Here is a 13,451-nt window from a genome sequence, read left to right on the forward strand (position 1 = left end):
AGTTCCTATGAATTATAGCTGGAATTGGGGTGTGCTGTTCCAATCTACAGGTGTAGGTGATTCGACCTACCTGAATTGGATTTTAATTGGGATCGGCTGGCTGTTTGTCATCGCTTTGGTGGCATGGAGCATTGCGATGGTGCTCGGCAGCATCTTGGGTATTATGCGTACCCTACCGAGTCCTGTAGCACGAGGTATTGGTACGGCCTACGTGACTATTTTCCGAAATGTACCCTTATTGATTCAACTATTTATATGGTTCTATGTTGTACCCAACTTCCTCCCTGCTGCGATTAAAAGCTGGTGGATGAATGACCTTGGGGCAAATACGACCGCCTTAATTTCCGCAAGTGTCGGCTTGGGTCTTTTTACAGCTGCACGGGTCTGTGAGCAAGTCAGGACTGGTATTGAAGCGCTTCCTTTGGGGCAAACCAATGCTGGTTATGCCATGGGATTTAGCACGACTCAACTTTATCGCTATGTGATCTTACCTCAGTCGTTCCGTACGATTTTGCCACCACTGAGCTCTGAGTTGACCAACTGTGTCAAAAACACCTCAGTTGCGTCTTTGGTCGGTGTTGCAGAAATCATTTCACAGATGAAAACCATCAGTGAATACACGCAAAACACTATCGAAATTTATACCTACGTCACCATTATTTTCATCGTGATCAACATCTGTTTAATTGGTTTAATGAATTTTCTGGAAAAACGCCTACGCGTTCCTGGCTTAATTGCAGGAGATAAATAATGGAATGGCTCAGTTCTTTTATTCAAGACCTTCAAGCGTCTGGCCCTGCGCTATGGCATGGTTTCAGCATCACACTCAAAGTGGTGATCACGGCAACCATTGGTGGTGTCTTTATTGGGACCTTACTGGCGTTGATGCGCCTGTCCTCGATTAAAGCTTTTAATATTTTTGCTAAAGGCTATGTGAACCTCTTTCGTTCTATTCCTTTGCTCTTGGTGCTGATGTGGTTCTACTTTGCAGTACCCTTTATCTACACAGGGATCACCGGTAACTATCTAACGATTGATACTGCCCTTGTGTCGAGTATCGTGGCCTTCATGTTATTTGAAGCGGCTTACTTTTCAGAGATTGTCCGTGCCGGGATCCAATCGATTCCTAAAGGTCAAACTTCTGCAGCTTATGCTCTCGGTATGAGCTATAGCCAAACGATGCGCTTAATTATTTTGCCGCAATCCTTTCGCAAAATGACGCCACTGCTTTTACAGCAAACCATCATTCTGTTCCAAGATTCAACCATGGTTTATGCCATCGGACTGTTAGACTTTTTCCGCACCAACTATGTTCGAGGCGACCTCATGTCATTGTTAACTCAATACATTCTGTTTGCCGGTTTGGTGTATTTCACTATTAGTATGATCGCTACCTATGCAGTTAAAAAATTACAACGGAGGTTAAGTGTATGACCGATCAAAAAACGATGATTGACCTCCAAAATGTCAGTAAATGGTATAAAGATTTTCAAGTGCTTACCAATTGCACGACTCAAATTAAACAAGGTGAAGTGGTTGTAGTGTGTGGACCTTCAGGTTCAGGTAAATCAACGCTCATTAAAACCGTTAATGGACTTGAGCCTTTTCAGGCCGGTACGATTTTAGTCGACGGTATTTCCATTAATGACCCAAAAACCGATTTAAATAAATTGCGTAGTCGTGTCGGCATGGTGTTCCAGCACTTTGAATTGTTTCCACATTTATCCATTACCGAAAACCTGACCATTGCGCAGGTTAAAGTCTTGGGTCGATCAGAAGCCGAAGCCAAGAAAAAAGGTTTGGCTTATCTAGACCGTGTGGGTTTAAGTGCGCATGCCGCTAAATTCCCTGCACAGTTATCAGGTGGACAACAACAACGTGTTGCGATTGCACGTGCGCTCAGTATGGACCCGATTGCCATGCTGTTTGATGAACCGACTTCGGCACTTGATCCAGAGATGATTAACGAAGTGCTTGATGTGATGGTGGGTCTTGCCAAAGAAGGTATGACCATGATGTGTGTAACCCATGAGATGGGCTTCGCGCGTCAGGTTGCGGACCGTGTGATCTTTATGGATCAAGGAAAAATTATGGAAGACTGCAGTAAAGATGATTTCTTTAATGCCCCTCGTGGTGAACGAGCGCAGCAGTTCTTAAATAAAATTCTGCATTAACAACAAAACGTATTTAATTTCCGAAAATAAAAAAGCTCATCCATCGATGAGCTTTTTTTCATGGCAGATTACCAATAATTTTCTACAGCAATATTTCCTTCACCACGACGGTTCATAGTCAAACCACGCGCCTTTAATGCTGCTTTGGTATCATCAACCATTTGTGGATTACCACACAGCATGACATGCGTCGTTTCCACATTAAACGCTAAGCCTGCCGCCTGTTCTAACTCGCCATTTTCAATTAAAACTGGTAAACGGTCATGCAACGGTGCATTTGGATCACGTGTCACAATAGGAATAAATTTGAAGCCCGTATGCCCTTCACCAAAGCTCTCGGCGATTTCTTTTATCCGCTCGACATAAGCCAGTTCTGATACGGTGCGCACACTGTAGACTAGATTAATTTTTTCGTATTTAGTCCACGTTTCAAAGTCTTGTAACATTGATAAAAACGGTGCAAGACCCGTTCCTGTCCCCAACAGCCATAAGTCCTTCGGCAATGGCAACTGATAACGCGCCAAGGTAAGGAAGCCATATGGTATTTTTTCTAAATACAGCTCATCGCCCACTTGTAGATGCTGCAAATTTGAAGTAAACGCACCATCTGGAACGACGATAGAGAAAAATTCTAAAGTTTCATCAAAAGGTGACGACACCACAGAATAGGCACGAACCACCAATTCATCGCCCACTTTCAAACCAATTCGTGCGAACTGACCAGCGGTGAATTTAAAATGTGCAGGGCGTGTCATGGTAAAACTGAACAAAGTATTGGTCCAACGGTGTACAGATAAAACCTTTTCTAAGCTAAATTTTTCAATTGACATGATTTGAACGTGGCGTGACAGACTGTGCTCATGTTAGCATGACAGCATAATTTATTAATATTTTTTAAATGTTAAGGCCTGATTCATGCGCATGACTTTACGCCAGTTGGCTGTTTTTGTAGCAGTCGCTCAAGAAGGTACCGTTACCAAAGCCAGTGATGCTGTCAAACTTACTCAAAGTGCAGCAAGTATGGCATTGGCAGACCTCGAAGATGGTCTCGGTGCTCCACTGTTTGACCGACTTGGTAAACGCTTGCAATTGAATGACTTGGGTCGTTTTTTATTGCCACAAGCTTTGGAAATTTTAGGGCGCTGTGAAGCTTTTGAACAAGCAGCTAAAGGTGAACTACAAAGTATTGATCTGCGTTTAGGTGCGACCCTGACCATCAGCGACTACCTGATGCCAGACCTCATGGCAGATTTCCTACAAATTCAGCCTCAAGCACATTTACAACTTCAAGTCGGCAATACCCGCCAAATGATTGAAGCGGTGAACCAATTTCAGTTGGATTTGGCCTTAATTGAAGGTTCATGCCATCTGCCACAGTTGCAATGTATTCACTGGCGTGACGATGAACTTGCGGTGTGCTGTTCACCAGAGCACCCTTTAGCGAAGCTGGATCGTGCACTCACTGCAGCTGACTTTGATAACGTGGAATGGATCTTACGTGAAGAAGGTTCAGGCACACGTGAAGTATTTGATAACGCAATTTTAAAAGACCTGCCAGATGCCAATATTCGTTTAACCTTGGGTCATAACGAAGCCATTCTAAAAATCGTGGCAGGTGGTCTTGGTATGTCATGTATTTCTAAACTTGCGATTGAGCCTTTACGTGAAAAAGGTCAATTGGTGGTTTTAGATACGCCGTTCTGGCAACTAGCCCGTCCATTATTCATGTTGGTACATCGTCAGAAATACCAAGGACCGGGTCTCAAAGCCTTTATGCAATTTTGTGAAAAATAAAAAAAGCGCCTTAAGGCGCTTTTTTATCTATTTTTAAATTGGCGTTCACATGGTTCGCCATCATTATTGCCGTCCATTTTCGTATTTGGACAATTATTATTAAAGAACACTGCTTCTTCGTATGAACGCATCTGACTACAATGCGTACGCCCATCACAACTAAACTGTGCTTTCTCTACTGCCCTTGGCGTATCACTTGAAGAAGGTGCCTGCGCAGTGTATTGAACAACAGACTGAGCTTGCGTTGAAGCTGTGCCGTATAGATTTTTTTCACCTTGCTCAGTCAGCACCCGATCGGGTAAATCCCCCTGAGCTTTACGTTGTTCTTTTACAATGTTTTCATTTTCTTGCATGAGCTGTTGTAAATGTAGCTGCTTCTGTTCTTGGTACTGCTGATATTTCCCATATACAGCCACAGCTAATACTACAATTACGATGAGTCCAATCATGCTGAAGATTTTACTGCCCCAGACTGTGCCTTTGGCTGTATCGTGAGGAGTAGCTTGGTCATTCACTCGATCCGACCTTGATTCAAATGACGGATTTATCTGTTCATGAGTGGACTGCTCTTTTTTCAAATCTAAACGGATGATATTTACCGCTTTAAATTTACCTCGATCTGCTTCAATCCTGTATTTGAGATTTTCTCCAACACGTGGTTCGATGTGTCGGCTAGGAAAATCACGAATATGAAAAAAATAAATCCTGTGCTTGATCTTGTTGTATAAATCCAAAGCCGCGCTCAACGTTATAGCTTTTGATTTTCCCCTCTTTAAACATAAAAATTGTCTCTCACATTTTCTTTTAATGCTCTTATGATAATAAAAAAGAGGTCCTACAGACCTCTTTTTTATTTCAAAGATTTCCATTAAATCTTAAAATCACATTATTTACGCAAATTCGAAAGCAAAGCTGAAGTAATTGACTGGTTATTTGCCACTACTTTAGATTTTTTAGCTTTTGCAGATTTGTCTTCTTCACGCTCAATGTTTATGGCTTTATAACGATCACCATTTTTCACCACATTAAATTTCACACGATCATTACGTTTTGGCTCGACACCATCTGCGGGAAAGTTAGAGATATGGAAAAATACATCACCTTCTTCACATGAAAGAAAGCCAAAGCCCTTTTCAGGATTGTACTGCTTCACCTTACCTTTATATTGTTCGGACTTCATAAAGTACCCTATTCCATTTATTCCAATGTCTTTAGTATATAAAAAAGAGGCTATAAAAGCCCCTTTTCTGTTCATGATGCAAAAATTAGTCTTTTTGAACTGAACCGAAAATTTTATCGCCTGCATCGCCAAGACCAGGAACGATATAACCGTTTTCATTTAAACCTTGGTCTACAGATGCTGTGTAAATGATCACATCTGGGTGAGCTTCATTCACACGTTTAATGCCTTCTGGAGCGGCAACAAGCACCATGACACGAATATCTTTACAACCACTGGCTTTTAGAACGTCAATAGCGGCAACGAGCGATGAACCCGTTGCAAGCATTGGGTCAATAATCATCGCTAAACGGTTTTGTACGTCTGGTACTAATTTTTTGTAGTAAGTACGCGCTTCTAAAGTTTCTTCATCACGCTCTAAACCCAATACAGATACTTTCGCACTTGGAATCAGGTTTAAGAAACCATCCAACATACCAATACCTGCACGTAAAATCGGTACGACTGTTATTTTTTTACCGGCAATACGATCTACAGTTACTTTACCATTCCAACCATCAATTTCATGATCGACCATTGGTAAATCTTTCGTTGCTTCATAAGTCAGAAGCATAGTCACTTCTTGAGCAAGCTCACGGAAGTTTTTAGTACTAATATCTGCACGACGAAGTAAGCCGAGTTTATGTCGAATAAGCGGATGACGGATTTCATGGATAGCCACGGGAGAACACCTAAAAGGTTAAGATAAAATTTCAACCATTATAAAGCTATTTAACAAATGATAAAAATAAAAAAGCCCCCTTTACAGGAGGCTTTTTTGTAATAAGCAAATTAATTGCTTAATTCATTAGTTAAAACCACTTTGAATTAAGCTAAAAATGAACTGTTGTAATTCAGGTGAGATCGCAAAGTATGCCACTTGAGAAACTGCAATGATTGGATCTGGATATACACCGATCAACAACACAAGTGCAGCTGCGCCAAGCACCATAATACCACCCACTTTTTGACCCCAATGATCGACAGCGTCGATACGTGGGTTTTCTGGTGGAGTCATGTACATCACAATCATCACACGTAGGTAGTAGTACAAACCGATACCTGAACCAAGGATCACCATCGCAGCTAAGAACCATGAACCACCAGCAACTGCTGTTTTGATCACAAGGAACTTACCAATAAAGCCCGCTGTTAATGGGATACCTGCAAGAGATAACATCATGACAGTGAGTGTTGCAGTCAACACTGGACGACGCCAGAACAAACCACGGTACTCAGCAAGACTACCTGCTTCGTCTTTGTTGTTGTAAGGGCTAGACATCAGTGTCACAACACCGAACGCACCAATCGTTGTTAATACATAAGTGATCACATAAACGTTGACACTGCTAAATGTTGCAAAGCCTTGTACTTGAACAAAGTCAGTATTACGTGCACTTACAATCGCAACAAGTAAGTAACCAAAGTGAGCGATTGAAGAGTATGCAAGGATACGTTTCAAGTTCACTTGACGTACTGCTAGTAAGTTACCCGCAAGGATAGACAATACTGCAATGATGGTCACGATTGTAATGAAGCTATCAGAAAGGATTAAGCCAGAAGCTAAGAAGTAACGAACGAATAGACCGATCATTGCCACTTTAGCCACAGTCGCTAAGAATGTCGCGATTGGCGCTGGCGCACCTGCATACACGTCTGGTGTCCATTTGTGGAATGGCGCAAGAGACAATTTAAATGCAACAGCAAAGACAATTAGTGCAAGACCAAGGACTACGCCCGGTTGGCTGAAAGTTGTGAACATTTTGCCTGGTTCAGCAACGAATGCCATTGTACCTGTGTACGCATATACATAAGCCATACCCATCAACAACATCGCAGAAGCAGTTGCTGAAAGTACCAAATATTTCACACCCGCTTCAAGCGACTGTGAACGTTGGTGTGTATAAGCCAATAGGCCGTATACAGGAATCGACATTAACTCAAGACTAATAAAGAAAGACGCATAGTGCGAACTTGCAACCATTAACAATGCACCTGTTACAGAGCACAGCATCAAGATATAAAGTTCTTCACGGTTATCTTTATAGGTTTCGATATACGCATGTGACAATGTGCAGCAAGCAAGTGCTGCAATCAAAATCACGAATTGGTACAACATCGTAAATGGATCTACGATGAACAAATTCATTACGTTTGCAGGTGCATACTGCCCTGCAACGAAAACAAAAATAATATAAAAGGCTGCAAGGTTCAGACCGATAACGGAAGTCGTTGCAACTAAATTGTGGTTACGCTTGATTGCAATTAGCAACATCACGACGATCGCAGTTAAAGCCACGATCATCACAGGAGCTAATGGCATAAGCTCAGAAAATGACATTGTGAAGTCCATGGCTTATTGCATCTCCACATTTTCAGGTTGTACAGCAATCTGCTGCACAACATCAACGACTTCTTGAACTGGGATATAGCTATTTGCAATCCACGCCATGCTTGAATTTGAAATATCAAGGAAGCTTTGTGGGAATAGACCAAGCCATACTAGACCAAGAGCACAGATTAAAAGAATCACAACTTCACGCGCATTTAAGTCTTTCAACGGATTTGCGTAATGCTGTTTTTGTTCTTCGTTTGGTGTACCAAACAACGCTTTGTGGATCAGAATTAAACCGTAAAGACCGGCAAATACTAAGCTTACTGCAGCAAGGATTGTGTACACAGGGAACTTGTCATAAGAACCCATCAAGATCAGGAATTCACCGATGAAGTTACCTAGACCCGGAATACCTACAAGTGCCGCAACAAAGAACATTAAGAAGAATGAAAGGTATTGGAACTGACCACGGATACCACCCATCAAACGCATGTCACGTGTATGCAGACGTTCGTAAACCTGACCACACATAATGAACAATGCAGCAGAAGATAGACCGTGAGCCAGCATCATAATCATCAAGCCTTGGAATGTCAGGATGTTACCTGCATACAAAGCAAGAAGTACGAAGCCCATGTGCGAAATAGATGTGTACGCAAGCAGACGTTTCATGTCTGTTTGTTGGAATGCACACCATGCACCGTAGAAAATACCGATTAGACCAAGAATGATCGCGATGTCAGCAAACTGAGCAGATGCTACTGGGAAGAATGGAATAACGAAACGTAAAAGACCATAAGCCGCAGTTTTAATCAAGATACCTGCAAGGTCGACAGAACCCGCTGTAGGTGCTTGTGCATGTGCATCGGGTAACCAGCCGTGTAATGGGAAAACTGGAAGTTTTACCGCAAAACCAATGAACATACAGATCATGAATGCATACGCAAGTGCTGGAGCTTTCGCCTCAACAGTGTGTGCAACACTCATCAAGAAGTCATAGTTAAAGCTGATTTGACCGTGAAGTTGGAAGCCAACAACCACTAGACCCAAGATACCGATCAACATGATCAGACCCGCAACCTGAGTATAGATAAAGAATTTAGTTGCAGCGTAAACGCGTGACTTACCTTCTGCCCCTTTATGACCCCAAAGTGCGATCAAGAAGTAGATTGGTACCAGCATCATCTCCCAGAAGAAGAAGAATAGGAACATGTCAATCGCTAAGAATACACCGATCACACCACCTAAAGACCAAAGTAGGTTTAAGTGGAAGAAACCAACGTTCTTTTGAATCTCACCCCATGAACAGCCGACCGCAAGTACACCCAGTAATGCAGTTAAACCCACCATAAGCAGTGAAAGACCATCCACCGCAAGGTGAATGTTAATCCCTAAAGTGGTAATCCACGGTAGGTTAAATTGAGCAGCCCACTGTGGAGCTTGTGTACCCAACTCATAGTTATAAGTACCGCTTTGCCATAAAACGACGGTTAACACCAACGTTAATAGCATACCAATTAAGGCAATATAGCGTGGTAAGTGCTTGTCGAGTTTATCGACAAGCCAGCATACAAAACCTGCAATGAACGGAATAAGGATCAGAGCGGGTAGAATTAAATTGTTTGGAGTTTCCATTTTATTTCCCCACGACCTGAATCACGACCAGGATCAATAGTAATGCAAACGTACCGAATGCCATACTAGATGCGTATTCACGCAATGAACCTGTTTGACGTGAACTTGTAAAGCTATTACCGCCTTTAACAAGTGCAGGCAATACAAGCCATAAGCCGTCAATTGGATCACGACCAAAGATTTTAGCCAGTAGCAAATAAGGCTTAACGAAAACAATGTTATACAAAGCATCGAAACCAAGTGCATTACGACAGATATTTGCAAGACCCGCGCCCAGTGAAGTTTTCGCGAATGATTTCACTGCACCATAAGCAAAGGCAAATAACACCACGCCAACTGCAAGACCTGCAAGTGCAATACCTACAGCTGTGTATTCAGCGCTATGCATACCGTGTTCTAGTGCTTCTGGAATATCAAACGCTGGGATTTGTGCAGCATTTAAAATATTCGTTACTGGTGCTTTTAATACATAAGCTAAACCAGTTGAAAGCACTGCAAGAATCGCCAATGGACCCCAGTAAGTAACACCTTTGATTTCATGGTAAGGCGTGTTTTCTTTACCAAAGAATACAACCCAAATAAGACGGAATGTATAAATTGAAGTTAAGAACGCACCTGCTACACCAGTCCAGTACAAGCAGTCATAAACTGCTATTGCTTGACCTTTCACCCATACCGCACCAAGAATCGCATCTTTCGAGAAGAAGCCGATCGTGATGAATGGAATCGCTGCCAATGCACCACCACCAATCGCGAAACAAGCAAACAAGAATTTGTTTTTGTGGAATAGACCACCCATCTTGAAGATGTTTTGTTCGTGATGGTAAGCCAAAATCACTGCACCAGAAGACAAGAATAATAATGCCTTGAAGAATGCGTGAGTCAGCATGTGGAATAGACCAGCTTGGTAAGCTTCAGCACCTACAGCCATAAACATATAACCCAACTGACTCATAGTTGAGTAAGCAAGAATACGCTTGATGTCTGTTTGTACCAATGCAGCAAAGCCTGCAACTAACAATGTCACCGCACCTGTGATTGAGATGAACATCATCACTTCTGGCGCTTGTTCAAACACGCTGAACATACGGCTACATAGGTAAACACCTGCTGTTACCATTGTTGCTGCGTGGATCAATGCAGATACTGGTGTAGGACCAGCCATCGCATCTGCCAACCATGTTTGTAATGGGATCTGAGCAGATTTACCTGCAGCCCCCAAGAACAACATCAATGCAGTCCAAATCGCAATTGAAGAACTCTGAGCCAAAACTGTTGGCGCAGCAGCTACAACTTCTGCAATGTTTAAAGTGCCGAATTGTTGGTAGATCAAGAACAATGCGATCAGTAAGAATACGTCACCCACACGTGTCACGGTGAATGCTTTAATTGCAGCAAAACCGTTTGCAGGTGTTTGGTAGTAGTAACCAATCAATAGGTATGAACATAGACCTACACCTTCCCAACCGAGGAATAACAACGCTAAGTTGTCACCCAACACTAAAAGCAGCATGCTTGCTACGAATAGGTTGAAGTATGAGAAGAAACGTGCAAAGTCTTCTTCGCCACGCATGTACCATGTTGCAAAGATGTGAATTAAGAAACCCACACCTGTGATCATGCCCATCATCAATAATGATAAGCCATCTAAATGAAGCGTGAAGCCCGGTGCTAAGTTACCTGCACTGAACCAAGTCCAAAGATGCTGAGTTGTTGCAACTGAACCATTATTAACAAAGTCGATACCGGCAATTAATGCAAATAAAGCTGAAAGACCAACTGAACCTGCACCAATAATTGCAGCAACTGATTCAGGAAGGTTTTTACGACCTGCCGCCAACAGGATAAAACCAATTAGCGGGAAAAGTACTGTTAAATATAAATAACTCATCCGCGCATCTCACTAGCAGCATCCACATCCAGATGATGGAAGCGATGATAGAACTGAAGGACGATCGCAAGACCGATACAAGCCTCTGCTGCAGCAAGCGTTAAGATCAAGATAAACATCACTTGACCATCTGGCTGTGCCCATGCGCTTCCTGCCAATACGAACGCTAAAGCAGCAGCGTTCATCATGATTTCAAGGCTCATTAAAATAAATAGTAGGTTGCGTCGAACCATCACACCGTAAAAACCCAGTGCAAAAAGAATGGTTGCAACGATCAAACCATGTTCTAAAGGGATGTTGCCCATTATTCTTTGTCCTCTTCTGCACCTGGCTCACGTTTGCCAAGATGGAATGCAGCGACAAGTGCGCCAAGCAATAACATCGCAGCAACTTCAACCAGCAATAAGTACTGAGTAAAGAGTGAAGTACCCACTTCTTTCGGACCGACAACTTGAGCACCCATGACAGTGCCAGCAGTTGTGTAGTCTGACTTCAACATCCAAACAAGGATTAGACCCATTAGGAAGCTCATCAACGCAGGATATGCCCACGCTGAAGAAGTCAGCCATTTGCTTTCTTGTTCAACTGTATTTTGACCAAGATTCAGCATCATCACGACGAATACGAATAGCACCATAATTGCGCCAGCGTAAACGATAATTTCGAGGGCACCGGCAAACGGCGCACCCACGATCATGAAGATACCTGCAACTGCAAGTAAAGAGATAATCAAGCTTAATAAAGCGTGTACTGGGTTCGTGTTAGTTACAACACGAACGGTAGAGACGATGGCCACAAGCGCCATCAAATAAAATGGCCACATCATGGTAATAGACTCCGTACATCAACTGGTGTGCTTTCGCGTTGAGCCTGACCTTTATCTTTACCGGCAACAGCCATACCTGTTACGCGATAGAAGTTATAGTCTGGGTATTTACCAGGACCTGAGATAAGAAGGTTTTCTTTCTCATATACTAAGTCCTGACGAACATACTCACCTAACTCAAAGTCAGGTGTCATTTGAATCGCAGTCGTAGGACATGCTTCTTCACACATACCGCAGAAAATACAACGTGAGAAGTTGATACGGAAAAACTCCGGATACCAACGACCATCTTCTTTTTCAGCTTTTTGTAGTGAAATACAGCCGACTGGACATGCAACCGCACAAAGGTTACATGCAACGCAGCGCTCTTCACCATCAGGGTCACGCGTTAACACGATACGACCACGGAAACGTGGTGGTACGATGTCTTCCGCTTTAACCTCTGGATATAAAATGGTGTCACGTTTACGTGTCGCGTGTGAGAATACCATCCACAACGAACGTACAATTGACCCAAATCCAGCTAGAAATTTAAACATTTTATTCTCCCTGCTGTCTTAGGCCTGATTCATCAGAATCACAGCACCAGTTACCAGAAGGTTAACCAACGCCAATGGCAAGCAAATTTTCCAACCAAAGTTCATGACTTGGTCATAACGTGGACGCATTAAAGAACCACGAGCCAAGACAAACATCATTACAAAGAATGCTGTTTTAATAATGAACCAGAACGCAGCTGGAATGAATGGAATATCTAGGTTAAAAGGCGCTAACCAACCACCGAAGAATAAAGTCACGATTAATGCAGAGATCAGTACGACGTTGACGTATTCCGCAACGAAGAACATACCCCATTTCATACCGCCGTATTCGACATGGTAACCTTCCGCCAATTCTTGTTCTGCTTCTGGTTGGTCAAATGGATGACGGTGAGTTACCGCAACACCCGCAACCACAAAGATTAAGAAACCTAAGAACTGAGGAATAACAAACCAAACATCACGTTGAGCTTCAACAATTTCACGCATGTTGAATGAGCCTGCAATCGCAACCACACCCATCAGTGAAATACCCAAGAACACTTCATAAGAAATGGTTTGAGCAGCAGAACGTAAACCACCAAGTAATGCGTATTTGTTATTTGATGACCAACCACCGAACAATACTGCGTATACCGCAATACCAGCCATTGCCATAAAGAACAATAGACCGATGCTCATGTCTGAAACACCTAGATAAGGTGAAACAGGAATAACCATGAACGATAGCACCGCAGTTGCCATCGCAACTGCTGGAGCCATACGGAAAGTCAATTTGTCAGCAAATTTTGGTGTCCAGTCTTCTTTGAACATGATTTTCAGCATGTCGGCAACAATCTGGAACATACCGCCCGGACCTACACGGTTCGGACCGTAACGGTCTTGCCACAAGCCGAGTAAACGACGTTCAATAAAAGACATCAACGCAGCGATCAATACCACAACCAGTAAGATCACAATTGCTTGAAGAACTGAATAGGCGATTGGCCAGTTTTCAGCCCACAGCGGCGTTTGACGGATTAATTCTTGTTCCATGAA

14 protein-coding genes and 1 pseudogene are annotated in these 13,451 nt (G+C 42.8%); 4 read left to right on the forward strand and 11 right to left on the reverse strand.

Features of this window, described 5'->3' with window-relative positions; all coding sequences use genetic code 11:
- The first annotated feature begins 7 nt into the window (after window positions 1-7).
- Genes FTU13_RS02550 through FTU13_RS02560 form a run of 3 tightly spaced genes read left to right on the forward strand, consistent with a single transcriptional unit; the run spans window position 8 to window position 2,174 of the window.
- The gene (locus FTU13_RS02550; RefSeq protein ID WP_078192284.1) at window positions 8-751 is read left to right on the forward strand and encodes an amino acid ABC transporter permease; all 744 of its coding nucleotides are present in this window, start codon (window positions 8-10) and stop codon (window positions 749-751) included.
- A complete protein-coding gene (locus FTU13_RS02555) occupies window positions 751-1,434 on the forward strand; it encodes an ABC transporter permease subunit (RefSeq protein ID WP_180126192.1) in 684 nt (227 codons plus the stop codon). The genes FTU13_RS02550 and FTU13_RS02555 overlap by 1 nt, the downstream gene beginning before the upstream one ends.
- On the forward strand, window positions 1,431-2,174 hold the full coding sequence (locus FTU13_RS02560; RefSeq protein WP_373423824.1) for an amino acid ABC transporter ATP-binding protein: 744 nt from the start codon (window positions 1,431-1,433) through the stop codon (window positions 2,172-2,174). Before FTU13_RS02555 ends, FTU13_RS02560 begins: the two co-directional genes overlap by 4 nt.
- Before the next feature lie 68 nt (window positions 2,175-2,242).
- Here the strand turns inward: FTU13_RS02560 and FTU13_RS02565 are convergent, their stop codons facing one another.
- Window positions 2,243-3,004, reverse strand: coding sequence for a ferredoxin--NADP reductase (locus tag FTU13_RS02565; protein ID WP_180126191.1), 762 nt, complete (start codon window positions 3,002-3,004; stop codon window positions 2,243-2,245).
- A gap of 85 nt (window positions 3,005-3,089) precedes the next feature.
- Here FTU13_RS02565 and gigC point away from each other — a divergent pair, with 85 nt between their 5' ends.
- Window positions 3,090-3,968: a LysR family transcriptional regulator GigC gene (gigC, locus tag FTU13_RS02570; RefSeq protein WP_111884894.1), complete on the forward strand. Its 879-nt coding sequence runs from the start codon at window positions 3,090-3,092 to the stop codon at window positions 3,966-3,968.
- 23 nt (window positions 3,969-3,991) lie between these two features.
- Here the strand turns inward: gigC and FTU13_RS02575 are convergent.
- From FTU13_RS02575 to nuoH, 10 genes and pseudogenes are all read right to left on the reverse strand, one after another.
- Window positions 3,992-4,748: pseudogene (locus FTU13_RS02575) on the reverse strand (cold shock domain-containing protein).
- Window positions 4,749-4,854: 106 nt separating this feature from the next.
- Window positions 4,855-5,148 (reverse strand): cold shock domain-containing protein, encoded by a 294-nt coding sequence (locus FTU13_RS02580; protein ID WP_180126189.1) that lies wholly within the window; start codon window positions 5,146-5,148, stop codon window positions 4,855-4,857.
- 85 nt (window positions 5,149-5,233) lie between these two features.
- Window positions 5,234-5,869 carry a uracil phosphoribosyltransferase gene (gene upp, locus FTU13_RS02585; RefSeq protein ID WP_078192289.1) on the reverse strand — a complete coding sequence of 212 codons (636 nt, stop codon included), beginning with the start codon at window positions 5,867-5,869 and terminating at the stop codon, window positions 5,234-5,236.
- A gap of 126 nt (window positions 5,870-5,995) precedes the next feature.
- Window positions 5,996-7,540, reverse strand: a complete 1,545-nt coding sequence (gene nuoN / locus FTU13_RS02590) for an NADH-quinone oxidoreductase subunit NuoN (protein ID WP_078191095.1) — start codon at window positions 7,538-7,540, stop codon at window positions 5,996-5,998.
- Between the two features lie 3 nt (window positions 7,541-7,543).
- A complete protein-coding gene (gene nuoM, locus FTU13_RS02595; RefSeq protein WP_078192291.1) occupies window positions 7,544-9,157 on the reverse strand; it encodes an NADH-quinone oxidoreductase subunit M in 1,614 nt (537 codons plus the stop codon).
- Window position 9,158: 1 nt separating this feature from the next.
- Entirely contained in the window at window positions 9,159-11,048 is a 1,890-nt protein-coding gene (gene nuoL / locus FTU13_RS02600) for an NADH-quinone oxidoreductase subunit L (protein ID WP_180105811.1), read from the reverse strand.
- Window positions 11,045-11,353 carry an NADH-quinone oxidoreductase subunit NuoK gene (nuoK, locus tag FTU13_RS02605; protein WP_067665227.1) on the reverse strand — a complete coding sequence of 103 codons (309 nt, stop codon included), beginning with the start codon at window positions 11,351-11,353 and terminating at the stop codon, window positions 11,045-11,047. The genes nuoL and nuoK overlap by 4 nt, the downstream gene beginning before the upstream one ends.
- The gene (gene nuoJ, locus FTU13_RS02610) at window positions 11,353-11,871 is read right to left on the reverse strand and encodes an NADH-quinone oxidoreductase subunit J (RefSeq protein WP_171262661.1); all 519 of its coding nucleotides are present in this window, start codon (window positions 11,869-11,871) and stop codon (window positions 11,353-11,355) included. Before nuoJ ends, nuoK begins: the two co-directional genes overlap by 1 nt.
- On the reverse strand, window positions 11,871-12,413 hold the full coding sequence (nuoI, locus tag FTU13_RS02615) for an NADH-quinone oxidoreductase subunit NuoI (protein ID WP_078191099.1): 543 nt from the start codon (window positions 12,411-12,413) through the stop codon (window positions 11,871-11,873). Before nuoI ends, nuoJ begins: the two co-directional genes overlap by 1 nt.
- Window positions 12,414-12,431: 18 nt before the next feature.
- Window positions 12,432-13,448, reverse strand: coding sequence for an NADH-quinone oxidoreductase subunit NuoH (gene nuoH, locus FTU13_RS02620; RefSeq protein WP_078191100.1), 1,017 nt, complete (start codon window positions 13,446-13,448; stop codon window positions 12,432-12,434).
- Window positions 13,449-13,451 lie beyond the last annotated feature (3 nt).

It is taken from the genome of Acinetobacter sp. YH12064, from assembly GCF_013419735.1.
Classification (GTDB): domain Bacteria; phylum Pseudomonadota; class Gammaproteobacteria; order Pseudomonadales; family Moraxellaceae; genus Acinetobacter; species Acinetobacter amyesii.